Origin of the sequence: Shewanella sp. SM32 (assembly GCF_025654235.1) — a bacterium.
In the GTDB taxonomy this organism is placed as follows: domain Bacteria; phylum Pseudomonadota; class Gammaproteobacteria; order Enterobacterales; family Shewanellaceae; genus Shewanella; species Shewanella oncorhynchi.
On record NZ_JAKKRO010000003.1, the window covers coordinates 39,167 to 55,902 of the forward strand.

Genomic DNA, 16,736 nt, shown 5'->3' on the forward strand with positions numbered 1-16,736 from the left:
TTTAACATCGTTCATTTTGCTTAACCGAAAATGAATTCATCATTTCGACCTAAGTTTAAAGATTGAAATTGTGATACACATCATAGGCTAGCAGCTTAATTTCACTATTTAAAATATCAAAATGCAAAGTTTAGAATTACCATTCACGGGTGTTAAATCATCGTTCACATATCAGATACAAATTTGCAAATACCACTTTATAAGTAGATGAATCCTCCTATATTAGAGGCACTGCACACGCAGTCTTATAGATAGAAAAAGGGACGCGATGATGAAAAACTACAATAAATCTCTACTGGCACTGGCTCTCGTCAGTACCTTAAGTCTTACCGCCTGCGGGGACGGAAGCGATGGTCAAGATGGGGCACCTGGCACACCAGGTACACCCGGAACACCAGGCACTCCCGGAACACCAGGTACACCCGGAGCCCCTGCGGGTTCCTTCGCAACGACAGCTCAATCCATTACAGATCTGGCATTCACGTTAAGTCCTGCTGACATTAAAGTGACCAGCAGTGAAGGCTTCAGTGTTAAATTTACTGTTACGGGTAAAAATGCAGGCAAAGTAGTCCCTTTCAAAGGACTGGATAAAATTGCAATTTATTCTTTAACAGCAAATGAAAACACCTCAGGTACTGGCGCGCCGATTGAGTGGCAAAATAATGCCACGGCAAATGCCGCTGGCACTTCGTTAACTTGTACTCTAAACGGCCTGAACGGAACTAAAAACGCTTGTACTTTAACCGAAGATACAGCGACGCCAGGCACTTACACAGCAACTTGGACTTATGGTGGCGCAGCGCCAATCATTAATCCAAATGATAATCCAAACGCAGTACACAGAGTCTTTTTACGTGCTTACAACATCGCCGATAGTACTGGTGTTGTCCTATCTGACAAGATTTTGTCTGTACCCGTTGATTTTATCCCTGCAACAGATGAATTAGGTGTATCGGGTAAAGACACAGTATCTAGTGCGGCATGTAAAAACTGTCACGGTGAAGTAGACGGCCATATCGCGAAGATTGAAGCCCATCATAACTACCAAGATGTTAAAAACTGCGTAACTTGTCATAACCCTGATCTCGTTCCAAGTGACGCACAACTGGCCGAAGGTTGGGTATTTGATTTTGCTCCCATGATCCATAGGATCCACGCAGGTCATCACATCAGTGACAGCTTAAGTGGCGAAGCAAAAGAATATTTCGGTGAAGTTGGTTTCCCATCTGATTTGAAAGAATGTAAATCTTGTCATGATGGTGCACCAAGTTATAACACCAATATTTATGCGCAAGCTTGTGTGGGTTGTCATATCAATGTGAACTTCACCACTGGCGAAAACCATTCAGAATTTGGTTTAGCCCAAGCTGATGATACTCAATGTAAATCTTGCCATGGCAGCGGTAGCTTAACACCTGAAGCTGTACACAGTGTCGGTAAACGCGCTGAGTATGCAAGCCTATTCAAAGTTGACTTTACCAGTGCAGCAGTAGTGACTTCAGCAACACCTGGAATGAAAACATTGACATTAAAAGCCAATGTGACCATGAATGGCGCTGCAATTCCTAACGGAACCGATTTAAAAGTGTATAACGCGACAACTAACCCTACTGGTATGTTTGTGGCTAACGGCTTATTACTGGGTAACGTAACCACTGATGGTACTGTTTATGCTTGGAGAGATGTCAAACCAACAGCAATAGCTCTTAAGCTTGAAAATGGTACGCTGGCCGATGGTGTATTAACCTTCGTAAAAGATATTCCCGATGCCCAAGCTGTTGGTACTATCTACGTCAGTTCAGAAGCCAACGTCTGTATCAAAGCAGGTAAAGTGAGTAGCTGTAATGCCACAGGACTTGAATTTGGCCCAACAAATCCAATTGGTAACACTGCTCCTGTTAAATTCTATAGCTTAGATGCTTCTGCAGTAGTTAAAGCTCGAATGACAGATCCTGCTCGAATTACCGTAGAAGAAGCAAAATGTAACGCCTGTCACGGCACCTTAGATTATATCAAGGGCACCAGACACGGAACTTACACTTTTGATCAATGTATGAACTGTCACAACGATACAACAGGTGCATCAGGCCATAAAACAGTGGTTTCTAAAGGTGAAGACGGTAGCAAAGTCATTAATCCAGAAGTCACTTTCAATAACAAAGACTTATTCACCGTCGCCCACCGCTTCCACAGTGGTAACTTTGATGTTATCGCAGGGATCTTCCGCGATGCCAATGGTGAATTAGTCGGTTATCCATCACCAGAAACTGCATGTTCTGCATGTCACAAAGATGATGCAAAACTGTTTGCGACTGACGGTGGTTTAGCCTCTGAGAAACGTTCAATCAAAGTGGGTAGCAACTACATTAGCCCAGTAGCTGAATCATGCCGTAGCTGTCACGCTCACTCTGATGCAGCGGCTGTCGCTCACTTTAGAAGCAACGGTGCTGTGGTTGAAGCTGATGCAATGACAGATCCTAACTTACCAGTAGAATCTTGCGCAACTTGTCATGCTGAAGGTAAAACCTACGGTGTAGATAAGGTACACGCAGAGGTAGCACACTAGTACCTTTGGGTTGCCCCTGCACAACCCAAACTTTAATCTCTGCAACTCATTGGGGACCCTAGGGTCCCCTTTTTTATTGCTGATGATCTTCAATTGAGATTGTAGATTTAACCAGCTGAGCGGCTACATTGTGCAATACGTTGTCTAAGTAACTTAATAAAGTCCTTAGGTTCCCTATCTAAACTGTCATGGGGAATATACAAGTGATACCCTAAACGCGTATCTAACATCACGCAGCGATGCCCAAACATAGCCAATACGCCACGATAACGATCCCCTTCTATCACTAAAGGGCCAAACTCAGCGCCGAGATAAGTTTCTAAAGTCGCTAAATCTGCATCTTGAGAGGCAGCCGTCACCAGCAAAGGTCGCTGTTCAGTTAATAATCCTGTTGCTAGACGCAGGGAAATATTATCGAGAATGGGATTTAAATGTTTCAGTTTAATGCCTAAATAAGATAACTCTATAGTATCTAAACCATTAGTCACCCGCGGAATATCGACCCGCTGAATATTATCCCAATCGATAGCCACTTTGCCGCGGCGATGAAAATAGGTCAGCCCCTTGTCATCTAGTGCTAGAGTCGTTTCCGGCTCATACACCTTGGCTAAACCGAGAATGAGTGAAATAGCGCCCAAACTAAAAAACATCAAACCGACAGCAAACAAGGCCGGCCACGTCAGAAACAGTCCCAAACCCAGCACCAGACTTAAGCCTCCCAGCCAAGTTAAGGTTAACCCATTTCGTTTCGATAAAGGACGCACAGATACTATTTCTGACTCAATTGTCATTGTTCATCTTCCTGTTAAAACTCACTATCTTTAGACTGAACTTGGCAAACCACACCCTTAACTTGCCATCTTTAACTTACGGCCTTTATCCATAACCACAAACGGCCAATGTATTCGTGAATCGCCCGTTGAGAAGCCACTAAATTATCGGCGGTTAACCGCCACCAAAAATCATCTCGGCCAATAAAATCCGTTGGGGCAGCATCGGGGTGTAAGCCTTTAGCGGCGAAAATAGCCATCGCCCTTGGCATATGAGTGGCCGATGTGACTAAGCGAAAGGGCTCCTCCCCTAACTCCCACTTTAAGTATTGCGCTTCTTCTATCGTATCGCGCGCCAGTGGAAATTGAATAATTCGGCTTTTATCAACACCTAGCTCTACCGCGGCTTTAGCCATCATTTCAGCATGGGAAAATTGAGTGAGTTCACCACCCCAGCCGCTGACGATCAACATACACTCTTGACCCAACTTAAGTTGCCGAATTCCTTCAGTTAACCTTGTAAGGGCGACGTCCGATAAGGATTGCACCGCCGTCGCTCCCGCTATATCAGCATGCCCTGAACCTAATACCATCACAAAACAAGCGCCTGCGATGGGCGTGGAATTAATCGGGTAAGCTGATTCTAACGGCCGCACTAAGGTATTCACACTCAGTTGACTGCTTAAAAACAGTAAGAGAAAAAAAGCGCAGGATACTAAGTATTTCGCCATACTGCGACGGCGCCATACTAGAAAAGAAATCAGTAATAACAATAGGATAAAGGGAATCGGCATCATCCCCTGTGAAACAACTTTCTTAACCCAAAACATGATGTCCATGCCAAGCAATCCAAAGGAGCGCAATCATAGCATCAAAATACGGGGGGAATACATCGCACATAAAGCTAGCCCAGCGTTTTACTGGGCTATTGTTTACAAGACTCTGATATCACTAGACGTTGATTTCATAGCGTAATGAGTTCACTGGTGGAGTTTATATCCTCAATAATGGATCACTTTTCCCACAACCAAGCGGCACCGCGCACTCCCGATGAACAACCGTATAGATTCTGCACCACAGGCGTATGACACTCACGTCCCACCACATAATGGGCCAGCAATGCCGGTAATCTTGGGTAAATCGCCGCGACATTCGACATTCCGCCGCCCAACACTATGGCATCGGGATCGAGCATATTGATCACATGGGCGAGTGAACGAGCGAGTCTATCCATATAACGATCAAACGCAGCAACCGCAATGGCGTCACCTCCATCGACTAACAACATAATATCGGCACCTGATTTGGCAGGAGCACGCACTGTACCTGCTGCCGTCAAAGCCGCATTATAATCACGCACAAAGCCAGTGCCAGAGATAAAGGTCTCGATACAATCGGGATTGCCACAGAAACATCGGGTGGTATTGAACTCTTCCTTGGTCATCCAAGGCAAAGGATTATGACCCCATTCACCGCCGATACCATTACCACCACCGTGAACTTTGCCGTTAATTGCCACACCCGCGCCACAACCAGTACCAATAATCACGCCAAACACCACAGAAGCGCCAGCGGCTGCCCCATCGACCGCCTCTGATACCGCAAAACAGTTTGCATCATTGGCAACCCGCACTTCACGCTGCAACAATTCCCCTAAATGTACATCGAGGGGCTGACCATTGATCCACGTCGAGTTAGCATTTTTGACTAAACCTGAATAGGGCGATACCACACCTGGAATACCCACGCCGACAGTGCCTTTCTCGCCAAGAGTCGCTTCCGCTTCCTTAACTAAATCAACCACCGCAGCAAGCGTGCCCTGATAGTCACGTGGCGTCGTCACACGTTTGCGAAATAGCTCATTGCCCTCATCACTCAGTGCGACTAATTCTATTTTTGTTCCGCCTAAATCGACGCCCATGCGCATCATGAATTACCACTCCAGTGTTTAGCTTGCCCTTTCATCAAGTGAGATTGATGCAAGGCAATCGTTATTTTACCCAGCCAGGAGCTGTGGCAATAAAGTAAGGGTTTAAAATGTCAGGTTTTTGATTATAAGTTAATGGTTCACCTGAGTCATAACAGACAACTGTGCCGCCTGCACTTTCGAGTACAGCTTGCGCCGCTGCGGTATCCCACTCGCTGGTTGGGCCAAGTCTGGGGTACAGATCGGCACTGCCTTCAGCCAACATACAAAACTTAAGCGAGCTACCCACGCTTAAGATGTCATGCTCACCAAACTGTTGTAAATATTGCGCTAAGCCAGGGCTCAAGTGCGAGCGACTGCCGACAATCATCGGCATTTCGCGTGGCGTATTGGCGCCCAATAAGGGGCTCTCTTGACCCGCTTGTTGGCGCCATGCACCTAAATGTTTAGCGCCGTAATAATACGTATCGAGCACAGGCGCATATACTACACCTGCGATAGCAACCCCTTGATGGATAAGTGCAATATTGACGGTAAACTCGCCATTGCGCTTAATAAATTCCTTAGTGCCATCTAAAGGATCAATCAACCAATAGGTTTGCCATTGACGACGCACGTCCCACGCGATATCCGCCGCTTCCTCAGACATAATAGGAATACCGACAAACTGCTTTGCCAATGCCGCCACTATCACGTGGTGCGCGGCTAAATCGGCGGCCGTCACAGGGCTATCGTCCCCCTTATGGCTCACCGAAAAGTCATCTTGACCATAAACTGTCATAATGGCATTGCCTGCGGCTTTGGCAATCGCGACCACTTGCAGTAGATCTTGTTTGGTCAATGTCTGCGCTATTGTCGTCTTGTCTGTCACTGAAACTTCCTTAATGCATTAAATATCTTGGCATTATGCCATTGTCATCCAAGGGGAATTTAGAACAAATTCATCATACATCAAGCAAAATAGACTAAGACTCGCAGCTTAAACCGCGGCGCACAAAACCACAGATAAACAAAGTGATTACGATACTAAGGCAAGCCATTGGCGCTGAGAAGAGGCTTAAGTCCAGCTGCATTCGTATTCACAGCCTATGTTTTCATATTGATAGTCTAAAGCCGTCGCTTAAATCTGATTATTGGCGGGCTTTTTGTTTTCGAAAGCGTTAATCACTGCGATGATGTAAACGCTTAACGCCTGATTAAACCTGCCTAAACCCAAATGTGAGTCACGTTAATCGTCGCAACATGCAATTCAGTTGCTGACGCCAATCTTGCCATACGACGTTATCAGGCATAAACAGTGCGGTATTGACAGCCAAAGCGGACTGCACTTTGGCACTATTCAACACGCTATAACTCGGTCTTTTTACCAAACTCACGCCGCGATTTAATGCTTGTTTAGCATAGTGAGCGCTGGTAATCGGCTGGATAACTACTGGCAGACTTAACAGATTGAGCGCTAGGGCTTGTCGCTGGATTTCACAGGCAAATTCATACCAACTGCATTGGCCTTGAGCGCTGTAATGAAATACGCCCGAGCACTGTTGCATGACTAATTGCCAAATCACCTTAGCGAGTGCATCACTCCACGTCGGACAGCCGATTTGATCGACTATCACCTGCAATCTTGGTTGAGTGCGCATCAAGTTCAGCATGGTTTGGACAAAATTATGCCCATCTTGACCGTAGAGCCATGAGGTACGCACAATCGTTGCATCCTCGCCCAGAATCGCCAATACCTTCTGCTCGCCGAGCAACTTACTCGTACCGTAAGCAGACAACGGCTCGGGAGCATCAAGTTCAACAAATGGCCTTGGTACATGAACTTGGTTTGGATTTGGGTTTGGGTTTGAATTTGAAGCTGAGTCAGGGTTTTGATGCTGTTTAACGCCACTTTCTCTAGCATCACCCACTGCACGTTCAGCTGCATGAGCAATCTCGCAAACAGCATGACCACCAAACACATAATCGCTCGACACATGCAGTAAGCGGGCGCCCGACAGCCAACATTGCTGCGCCAATAACTCAGGGCCGAGTGCATTCACACGATTCGCTTCGATTGCATCATGCTCAGCTGCGTCGACCGCATTATAGGCCGCACAATTGATCACCCAGCTTGGTCGATATTGATCAAATACGGCGGCAATATTAGCGGCATCGGTAATGTCTAACTGACTGCGACTTAGCGCATAAAGCTTAATTGGTGCGACTGAGTTTGTACTTGTGCTGCTATTTAGGGCTAGCTCGCCAATATCGGCAGCGACTCTCAGCAAGGCCTGAGCGAGCTGACTCTTCGCACCAGTGATTAACACCACTTGAGGAATGTTAGCATCTGTGGCACTCGCCGCCCCGCATTGAAGTGGCGTCACTTTAGTTGCCACTATTTTCATCACTAATCAACAGCATGGCTCATCGTCACTGAATAAGGGGATCAAATCAGCAACGGTTTCATGGCCACGGGCGGCTAAAAAGGCCAAGAGTGCTGAAGGGCTACGATTGAGTAATCGTGATGGCGGATAAGCCACTTCATCGATAATCGCTTGCGCCCGCGCAAAACCACCTAAGCTAAAAGCCACATGGGAATCAGAGCCCATAACTAAAATCGTGCCAAATTCCTTGGCCGCTTTGGCAATCGCAGTGCAATTGGCTTCACTGCCCTTACGGGACACTTCAAAGGAGGAATTGTTAATTTCGAGCGCCACACCGTATTCGGCTGCGGCGCGGGCAACGGCTTCAATATCAATCGGATAGGCGGGGTTACCCGGATGAGTAATGATATCAACCTTGCCGCTCTTAATCGCATTAATCATGGCCTCTGTGTGAGTCGCTTTATCTGACGGAGGATAGACGGGCTCATGAAATCCTGCGAGCACAATATCGAGCTGCTTTAAATAATCACCAAAGAAATCAATCTCGCCGTCGATATTTTTGATATTAGCTTCGATACCCCGCAAAATCCCGACGCCATCAACCATACGTGGCAAAACTCTTAAATTCACAAAGTGCCAAAAATGCGGCGCATCGGCCATCGCAGGCCCATGATCTGTGGTGGCAAATAGGCGAATCCCCTTCTGCTTTGCCACCGCTAAGTAGTCATGAATCGTGCTATAAGCATGGCTCGAAGCCACAGTATGGGTATGAGTGTCGACTTGGTACTGCATGGTTCACCTCAGTCAAATGATTCAATCAATTTAGAAAAACTGGCCACGATTTAGCTAAAGAGCGATAACAGTTCATCGGCGCTTCCTTGCCATGTGCCCTTGCCTTTACCCTCGAGAATACTGTCCGCCAAACTTTGCTTATGCTGCTGCATTTCTTGGATTTTCTCTTCTACTGTACCTTCTGCAATCAGCTTATAGACAAAAACGGGCTTATCTTGGCCGATACGATGGGCTCTATCCGTAGCCTGTTTTTCCGCCGCAGGATTCCACCAGGGATCATAGTGGATCACAGTATCCGCCGCGGTGAGATTGAGCCCAGTGCCGCCCGCTTTTAAGCTGATTAAGAACACAGGCGTATCGCCCTCTTGGAACTTATCTATCTGCGCTTGGCGCAGGCGAGTTTGTCCTGTGAGCTTACTGTAATCGAGCCCCAAGTCCACCAGCTCAGCTTCAATTAAACTGAGCATGCTAGTGAACTGGCTGAAAATCAATATCTTACGCCCCTCTTGCACCATTTCTGGTAAGTTCTGCTTCAGCCAGTCTAACTTAGCATTATTCTTCACTTTCTGCGCTTGCTCTAACTTCACCAAGCGCGGATCACAGCAGGCTTGGCGTAGCTTAAGTAAGGCATCGAGAAACTCGATATGACTGCTACCAACGCCTTGAGTGGCAAATAAATCCCGCAGTTTTTTCTCCATCACCAGTCGAATACTCTCGTAGAGATTTCGCTGATCTTTTTCTAACTCTAAGCTCTGGGAGATTTCGGTTTTAGGGGGTAATTCACCGACCACTTCATCTTTGGTTCGGCGCAGCACAAAAGGCGCAATCCGTTGACTCAAGATTTGCGCTTGTTCCATATCCCCATAACGTTCAATTTTGTGCCTAAAAGATTTGTTAAAGAAGGCATTCGTGCCGAGTAGTCCGGGCAAACAAAAATCCATCAAAGACTTAAGTTCGCCCAAATGATTTTCAAGCGGCGTACCCGACAGGCACAATCTAAACGGCGCTTTAAGATCTTTAATCACTTGAGTCACTTTCGCCTGCGCATTTTTTATCTGCTGCGCTTCATCGAGCACGATATGTTCAAACACCTGCCGTTGATAATAGTCACTGTCGCGCACGATCAGCGGATAGGTCGTCACCACAATATCAAACTCATTTAAGCGTTCGAGCAAAGGCTTGCGTAAAGCACCATGAATAACGACTAGCTTTAACGAAGGCGCAAATTTCGCGGCTTCTTTCGCCCAATTGCCCACTAAGCTCGTTGGGCAAATAATGAGGCTTGGTGCATGGTTAGCCCCTGTGGGTTTTAACGCTTGCTGCTTGAGTAAAAAAGCCAAGGTTTGAATGGTTTTACCCAGCCCCATATCATCGGCCAAAATACCGCCAAGCTGATATTCCTTTAAGAAACAGAGCCAATTCAACCCTTGCTGTTGATACTGGCGTAACTCAGCATGTAAGTTGTCTGGGACAGTGACCTCTAACACACCGTTAAAATTTTCGAGCTTAGTCGCTAAACTGCGCACTCGTTCACCATTAAGCAGACGAATATCACTGTCGGCAAAATCATTTAATAGGTGGGCACGGTATTTAGGCAAAGACACGCTATTGCCTTTGTGGCTATCGAACAGTTCTAAAATAATGCTTATCAGCGGCTTAATCACGCTGGCTTTGACTTTTAACCAATCACCATTTGGGCTGGGTAACAGCAGTTCTGCATCATCGGCGGGCTCACCGTACTGCTTAAGCCAAGTGGCAATTAAGGGCAGCATAGGCACTATTTGACCATCGATGTCAGCATTCAGTGACAGAGAAAACCAACCCTCTTGCGTATCATCCAGCTCAATCGCCAGCGGAGTATCAATGACATTTAAGCTGAAATTGTCGGCAAAATGCACTTGGTAACCTAAAGCCTCTAGCGCCGGGATTTCCTGTTGAATAAAGTGCAACCAAGCATCAATCGTTTCAGGCAGTGAACCTAACCCCCAAATACTGACATAGCTGCCACTGTTAGGGATAAAAGAAGGCGCCAGCTCCACCAGTTCCAATGCCATCAGACGATTAATCGCATCCATTTCCGCATCGAGTTGACGAGCGACTTGATAAGTTTTGCCTTGATGGGTGACTAAGGACAAGGGCTCGTCGGGATACTGACCGCCGAGCACCACATCTTGATAGATAAACTCCAGCAGCACTAATGGCTGCGCCATAGCAAACTCAGGTAACTCCTGCGAGGTTAAGGTCAACCTAACTTGAAGCGGCACTTGCAGCTCGACAAAATCAATCAAAGCCGGCGTAGGTACCGTTTTCGCCGAAAAATGCTTAATCAGTTTGTGGCTCACCAGTTCAATCTGCGAGCTAGGCACTGGCGGCATCTGACTGAGTAATAACAGCTTTTCAACACTGATCTCTGTGTCCAATGCGCCCACTTTAAAATAATCTAAATCGATATAAGTCGGTGGCTCACAGGGGATCAGCTCCCAATTGTCCTTATTGGGCAGCCTTAACTGCATTTGTTTATGCTCGGCATCCTTATCTAACCAAATGAATTCAGGCTTGCTCGCTTCACCTCGGGTGAGCGGTAAACGACTCTCCTCCCAAAAACACCGCCCAGTGACGAGCATTTTTTCCAGTGCCATGGCACCTAACTGAGCTTTAAGATACAGGCGAGAGGCACCATGGCGACGAGTTGACATGATGAGATTGATGATGAGCACGTCTTCAGCGCCAATCCAAGCGGGCATATAATATTGCACGTCAGACAAAGCGATTTTCGAGCCTTTGTTATAGCCACCATTCTTCGCCAACTTGCCTTTTCTTAGCTCAAGAAAGACACCGTTATCATCTTTAGATAACACGTACAGCACGCGATCGTCGTAGAGTAAATCGACATTTGAAACCGTGAGATCATCACTTTCGTCTAGCAGATGTAACCACTGAGCAATACGTTGATCTTCAACGGTTCTATCGCTAAGTAAACTGTAAAGTACGGCAGCAATATGTTTGCAATGCCCAGTGGCGGGACATGAACAGAAGCCATTCATGATCAACTTATGGTTCATGCTGACAAGGCGAATATCCTGCCGATAGGGCTGGGATTCCGTCCCCATGACACGACCTTCAATATGACGAAAATCGGCGTTCGCTTTGGCGCTCAACACCCGTCCCTTCATCACATAATCACGGGCGCGCATTAAGGTTGGCGGCGTGAATAATGACTCAATCGTGGTTCGAGTCAATTGGATAGGATCTTGGGGGGACAAGCGATTCATGTAAAAACCTTGAAACTAAAAATATCAACTCCGAGCAATAGCAAGCCATTGCCGCGCGACATTTATCAATAAGTTGTGTGGGATTGTATTGAAAGCCTTGGCCGAAAGCCAGAATGATAGCCTCTATCGATAAACCCACCCTGCCTGCAAGATAAGAGAACACACTTATTCGCAGACAGGGTATGGGCTTTATCGAGAGAAAAGCAATTGATAAATATCAATTATTATCAATGAGTGAGCGTTAACTGCTATAACCAAATGCTAAACTTGCGCTTTAGCGTCAGTGGCTTTGACCTCAGCCTTTTTTGTATCAGCACTTTTTTTATCAGCAATGTAGCGATCGACTAATGTTTCTAAGATATCCAAAGGAACTGCACCATTCTTCAGAACTACATCGTGGAAATCCCTGAGATCGAACTTATCACCTAAGGCCAACTTGGCTTTTTCGCGCAGTTCGAGAATTTTCATCATGCCGACTTTATAGGCCGTCGCTTGGCCTGGCATAACGATATAACGCTCAATCTCTGCCGTGACATCACGATCGGACATGCCAGTATTTTTCTTCATATAGTCAATCGCTTGCTCGCGAGTCCAACGGCTATGATGAATACCTGTATCTACCACTAGACGCACAGCGCGGAACAACTCTGCCTGCAGACGACCGATATTATCAAAGGGATCCTTTTGAAAACCGAGCTCCCAAGCCAAACGTTCGCTATATAAAGCCCAACCTTCAATGTACGCCGTAAAAGGCGCCATCTTACGAATAAGTGGCATACCTTCTAACTCCATCGCCACTGCAATTTGGAAATGATGCCCAGGGATCCCCTCGTGGTAGGCTAAAGTGCGCATACCGTATTTAGGCGTGGCCTTGATGTCATATAAATTGGCATAGAAACGCCCTGGACGACTGCCGTCAATCGCGGGCTGCTGATAATAGGCACCCGGTGCCGTTTTCTCTTTAAACTCAGGAATACGCACCACTTCCATGCCCGCTTCGGGTCGAATACGAAAGGCATCACCGAGTCCCGCATTCACTTCATCAAGAATCGCTTGATAATCGACGAGGATTTGCGCCCTACCCGCATCGCTATCCTCGTAGTAAAACTTAGGATCGGCGGCTAATGCTTCAATCGCGACCGAGAAACCTTGGCCCACATCGTAACCTTCAGCGGCTAATATAGTCATGATTTCATTTTGAATGCGATCTACCTCAGCGAGCCCTTTGGCATGGATTTCGTCCGCAGTGTAATTAGTGGTCGTAAAGAACTTCAGCAATTGCTCATAGGCAAGGTTACCATTTGGCAGCGCCCAATAACCATCATCCGTCCCAGCTTTGGCTTGTAGCTGGGTAAGGTAGTCGATAAATAATTGATACGCTGGATGCACGTAACCTTTAATGTCCGCTTCCACCGCTGCCAATAACCGTGCTTGCTCATCGGCACTGATATCCGTGTCAGCCAATTTAGTTTTGAAGGAACTGTAGAGAATATTGTCTTGAATCGGCGTCGCGACAAAATCATTCATCTCGGTGAGCACCCGCTCAATCACGAACTTAGGCGGAATAATCCCTTTAGCCTCACGAATTTTTAAACCTTCGAGAGTTTGCGCAAACTTAAGTTTCACCTTTTGTAAACGCGACAGATAGTTTTCTGCATCGCCCACAGAATGCACTTGGTGCTGCGCCTGCATAAAGCTTGGATACCCGTTTTGCACGCCAAATAACTGATTCAGCGGATAGTTATGGTAACGATACGGCTCAGAGACCAATGCGAAATCGGCAAGATATAGGGCAATATCCTTGGAGATACGTTGATTTTCATCTAAATCCGCATCGGAATAGCTCAATAGGGTTTCACGCAGATCTCGCACTTGCGCGAAAGTCTTATCCATCGCCTCTGGACTATCGTCATCCAACTCGGCGTTATGGCCTGTAATCCCTACCGATTCTAAGAAACCCAATGAGGTTAAGGTCTCAGGGCTTTCGAAAGCCATCTTGACCACACTGCGGTCTAGAAATGCGCGAAAGAAAAACGGCTTTTTCGCAAACCATTCATGGGCGGCCAGCGCCACTAATAACAGCACTAAGACTAAGCTGCCGAGTCCAATCCGTTTTAGTACTGTTTTCAACGTCATTCTCCATTCTTATTATATTCAATCTAAAGTTATCGCCCTGAATCCATAGCTCAAGCACGTTTTTATTGGATGACGAGAATACCATTAACCACAAATAAGCAACAATTCAATAACGTAACGAATCATGACAGAATCCTTACCTAAGCATACAAGCCGCATTTAAGCCTAATGGAACGGATTAAAAGGTTAATCGCAAGTCAGTCGTGGCAAACATAAAAAATATTTTCACACTAGACAACAATCAAAAATACAATATAAATGATTGAATATTAATAGTTATATCTAATTTCGCACTCAATAAGTCGCAAAAAAGCAGTTTCAATATGAGAGGTATTTAAAAATAAAACTATACAAACCCCTAGAGTATGTTAATCTGCACTCCGGCCTGTGATTCAGACCTATTTATAAGCAATATTATGTATTTGAAAACCTTCGCTACGCCTGTAATATTTTTTTTGCTGTCATGAAGCTTTCCACTCATAACTTATCATCAATGTAAATAATTCTATTTCTGGCTAACATACCGCATAATTGCGAATTATTTGTTTGAAAATTTTGGAGACATTCATGTCTAAAACTACTGGTGTAGTTAAATGGTTTAACGAAGATAAAGGTTTTGGTTTTATTTCTCCTGACAATGGTGGCGCTGACGCATTCGTTCATTTCCGCGCAATCGTTTCAGAAGGCTTTAAAACTCTTGCTGAAGGTCAAAAGGTTTCTTTTGACATCGAACAAGGCCAAAAAGGTCCTCAAGCTGCGAACGTAGTTATTCTGTAATTAGACTTTGTCTAATTTAAGTTAACAAGTTCCAGACAAAAATGCCGACACTATGTCGGCATTTTTATATCTGCATTTTCATCCATCTCAAAAGAGTGAACCTCAGGCCTTTAGCCATGTAAGAGCTTAGCCTCAGCTTTCTCAAGTCGTCGTGGTTTACCCACTATCAGTAAGATATCCCCTGCACGAAAAACCCAGTCCTGCTCAGGATGTTCCACTTCAGCGCCATTGCGACGAATCGCCCTTAGCTCTACTTTCAGTGTTTCCCACAGGATATCGGCAACGGTTTTACCAATCGCATCAGCCCCACGCGGTAATGCCACCGCATGCAATGACTCTAAAGTAAAATCAGTTTCTGTGCCGGAAAAGAAGCCGTGTAAAAATTGATAATGATTGCGCCGCTCAGATTCTAGCCGTTTTAGGATCCGTGCCAATGGCACACCACATTGGTGTAGTACCTGCGATACTAACATCAAGCTCCCCTCTAAAGACTCAGGGATCACTTGATTAGCTCCCGCCTTTTTAAGCAAGTCTAGATCGCTGTCGTCTTTGGTTCTAACTAAAATTTTAACCTCCGGTGCCAATAACTTACATAAAGGTAAGACTTCTTCTAAACTACGTGACTCACAAAAAGTGATAACGATCATCTTGGCCTGTTTAACGCCCATTTGTTTTAAAATTGCCCGTTTACACACATCACCGAAATAAATAGGTTCGCCCGCACGACGCGCTTCAGTGACGCGCGTTGGATCGAGATCCAATACCAGATAAGGTACAGCTTCAGTTTTTAAAAAACGGGCAATGGTTTGTCCTACTCGGCCGTAACCAAAAATCATCACCAGCTCATGATCATCCATCATCAATGGCACAGCTTCATCCACATGCTTTGCCTGACGGATCCCCAGCGCCCACTTAGCAATATCCACACTATGACGAACTAACCAAGGAGCTATTGCCATGGAAAGCACGGCGACCATGACTAATACGGTACTGATCTCATTATTTAAAAGTTGATAGTTGACCGCTAAAGCCAATACCACAAAACTGAACTCCCCCACTTGAGCTAAGCTCATTGCCGTACTCATCGCAATTCGAAAAGGCTCGCCTACTAATCTTAAAATGCCATGAATGATCAGCGCCTTACCTAGTACAACGGCGACTAAGATCAGCAATATCTGCCACCAGAAACGCATCACTAAGGTAAAGTCCAGCATCATGCCAATGGAGATGAAAAACAGCCCCATCAATAGATCGCGAAAAGGCCGTATATCCGCCTCAAGCTGGCGACGGTACTGGCTTTCTCCCAGCAGCATACCCGCCATAAATGCCCCCAGTGCCATGGATAATCCTAGCCACTGAGTAAAAGCCCCTGTGACAAGCGCAACGACTAAGGTCGATAATACAAACAGCTCATTGGAGCGAGAACGCGCAACCTCATCAAATATCCGTGGCAGTGCCCACTTACCAAACGCCATTAAGAGGAAAAAGGCCAAAATGCCTTTGAGCAAGGCAAAGGCGATGTCCGCGACCATCAAAGGTTCGCCGCCATTGGCCAGTAATGGCAATAGGATCAACAACGGCACAACCGCTAAATCTTGGAATAAAAGCACGCTGACGGAGAGTTCGCCGTGGCGGCGCCTCAGCCATCCCTGTTCATTGAGCAATTTAAGGACAATAGCAGTAGATGACAACGCGATGGCAGCACCGATAACCAAGGCTTCAACCCAATTCAGGCCGCACAATAGGGCCGCGCCCATGGTCAACAAGGTCGTTATCACCATCTGTGCACTGCCTAAGCCAAATACGGTGCGGCGCATGGCCCACAGCCGCGGCACAGAGAACTCTAACCCTAAGGTAAACATCAGCAGCACAACGCCAAGTTCGGCAACAGATTGCATTTGATGCTGGGTAAACCAGTGAAAACCACTCGGGCCACTCACTACCCCTGTGAGTAAATAAGCCAGAATTGCGGGTAAGCCCAAACGGCGCAGCACAGCAATGGCCACAATGGCAATCACGAGCATAAGTAGTATTTGGATTAAGAAGCTATGTTCCATTGGGGCTATGACTCCTGTCAAAATGCTGACGTGTCAAAAAATCTAACTCTCAGTTTTAAGCTTAACTGAATGA

Annotated in this window: 11 protein-coding genes; 2 read left to right on the forward strand and 9 right to left on the reverse strand. The window is 46.1% G+C overall.

The window, feature by feature from the left end:
• Window positions 1-268 precede the first annotated feature (268 nt).
• Window positions 269-2,566 (forward strand): OmcA/MtrC family decaheme c-type cytochrome, encoded by a 2,298-nt coding sequence (locus tag L5M10_RS01860; RefSeq protein ID WP_263138114.1) that lies wholly within the window; start codon window positions 269-271, stop codon window positions 2,564-2,566.
• A 107-nt stretch (window positions 2,567-2,673) separates the two neighbouring features.
• Here the strand turns inward: L5M10_RS01860 and L5M10_RS01865 are convergent, their stop codons facing one another.
• The 8 genes from L5M10_RS01865 to L5M10_RS01900 all read right to left on the reverse strand — a co-directional run bounded on the left by L5M10_RS01865 (window position 2,674) and on the right by L5M10_RS01900 (window position 13,829).
• On the reverse strand, window positions 2,674-3,357 hold the full coding sequence (locus L5M10_RS01865; RefSeq protein ID WP_212600041.1) for a DUF2982 domain-containing protein: 684 nt from the start codon (window positions 3,355-3,357) through the stop codon (window positions 2,674-2,676).
• 71 nt (window positions 3,358-3,428) lie between these two features.
• Window positions 3,429-4,130, reverse strand: coding sequence for a YdcF family protein (locus L5M10_RS01870; RefSeq protein WP_263160919.1), 702 nt, complete (start codon window positions 4,128-4,130; stop codon window positions 3,429-3,431).
• Between the two features lie 218 nt (window positions 4,131-4,348).
• Window positions 4,349-5,266 (reverse strand): fructokinase, encoded by a 918-nt coding sequence (gene mak, locus L5M10_RS01875; RefSeq protein ID WP_173245814.1) that lies wholly within the window; start codon window positions 5,264-5,266, stop codon window positions 4,349-4,351.
• A 61-nt stretch (window positions 5,267-5,327) separates the two neighbouring features.
• A complete protein-coding gene (cysQ, locus tag L5M10_RS01880; RefSeq protein WP_263160647.1) occupies window positions 5,328-6,134 on the reverse strand; it encodes a 3'(2'),5'-bisphosphate nucleotidase CysQ in 807 nt (268 codons plus the stop codon).
• Between the two features lie 352 nt (window positions 6,135-6,486).
• Window positions 6,487-7,650: an SDR family oxidoreductase gene (locus L5M10_RS01885; RefSeq protein ID WP_263180980.1), complete on the reverse strand. Its 1,164-nt coding sequence runs from the start codon at window positions 7,648-7,650 to the stop codon at window positions 6,487-6,489.
• 6 nt (window positions 7,651-7,656) lie between these two features.
• Window positions 7,657-8,421, reverse strand: a complete 765-nt coding sequence (locus tag L5M10_RS01890) for a phosphatase (protein ID WP_028760589.1) — start codon at window positions 8,419-8,421, stop codon at window positions 7,657-7,659.
• 50 nt (window positions 8,422-8,471) lie between these two features.
• A complete protein-coding gene (locus tag L5M10_RS01895) occupies window positions 8,472-11,693 on the reverse strand; it encodes a DEAD/DEAH box helicase (protein ID WP_263254752.1) in 3,222 nt (1,073 codons plus the stop codon).
• A 261-nt stretch (window positions 11,694-11,954) separates the two neighbouring features.
• The gene (locus tag L5M10_RS01900) at window positions 11,955-13,829 is read right to left on the reverse strand and encodes a DUF885 domain-containing protein (protein ID WP_263180978.1); all 1,875 of its coding nucleotides are present in this window, start codon (window positions 13,827-13,829) and stop codon (window positions 11,955-11,957) included.
• 567 nt (window positions 13,830-14,396) lie between these two features.
• Between L5M10_RS01900 and L5M10_RS01905 the strand changes: the two genes are divergently transcribed.
• Window positions 14,397-14,606 (forward strand): cold-shock protein, encoded by a 210-nt coding sequence (locus tag L5M10_RS01905; RefSeq protein WP_006080998.1) that lies wholly within the window; start codon window positions 14,397-14,399, stop codon window positions 14,604-14,606.
• A gap of 110 nt (window positions 14,607-14,716) precedes the next feature.
• On the opposite strand, the gene L5M10_RS01910 is transcribed toward L5M10_RS01905, so the two are convergent.
• Entirely contained in the window at window positions 14,717-16,663 is a 1,947-nt protein-coding gene (locus L5M10_RS01910) for a monovalent cation:proton antiporter family protein (protein ID WP_263180977.1), read from the reverse strand.
• Window positions 16,664-16,736 lie beyond the last annotated feature (73 nt).

Coding starts and splice junctions, on each gene's coding strand:
- L5M10_RS01900 (WP_263180978.1), bottom strand. CDS start 13,829: ATGACGTTGAAAACAGTACTAAAACGGATTGGACTCGGCAGCTTAGTC.
- L5M10_RS01890 (WP_028760589.1), bottom strand. CDS start 8,421: ATGCAGTACCAAGTCGACACTCATACCCATACTGTGGCTTCGAGCCAT.
- L5M10_RS01860 (WP_263138114.1), top strand. CDS start 269: ATGATGAAAAACTACAATAAATCTCTACTGGCACTGGCTCTCGTCAGT.
- L5M10_RS01870 (WP_263160919.1), bottom strand. CDS start 4,130: ATGCCGATTCCCTTTATCCTATTGTTATTACTGATTTCTTTTCTAGTA.
- L5M10_RS01910 (WP_263180977.1), bottom strand. CDS start 16,663: ATGGAACATAGCTTCTTAATCCAAATACTACTTATGCTCGTGATTGCC.
- mak (WP_173245814.1), bottom strand. CDS start 5,266: ATGATGCGCATGGGCGTCGATTTAGGCGGAACAAAAATAGAATTAGTC.
- L5M10_RS01905 (WP_006080998.1), top strand. CDS start 14,397: ATGTCTAAAACTACTGGTGTAGTTAAATGGTTTAACGAAGATAAAGGT.
- L5M10_RS01895 (WP_263254752.1), bottom strand. CDS start 11,693: ATGAATCGCTTGTCCCCCCAAGATCCTATCCAATTGACTCGAACCACG.
- L5M10_RS01865 (WP_212600041.1), bottom strand. CDS start 3,357: ATGACAATTGAGTCAGAAATAGTATCTGTGCGTCCTTTATCGAAACGA.
- L5M10_RS01885 (WP_263180980.1), bottom strand. CDS start 7,650: ATGAAAATAGTGGCAACTAAAGTGACGCCACTTCAATGCGGGGCGGCG.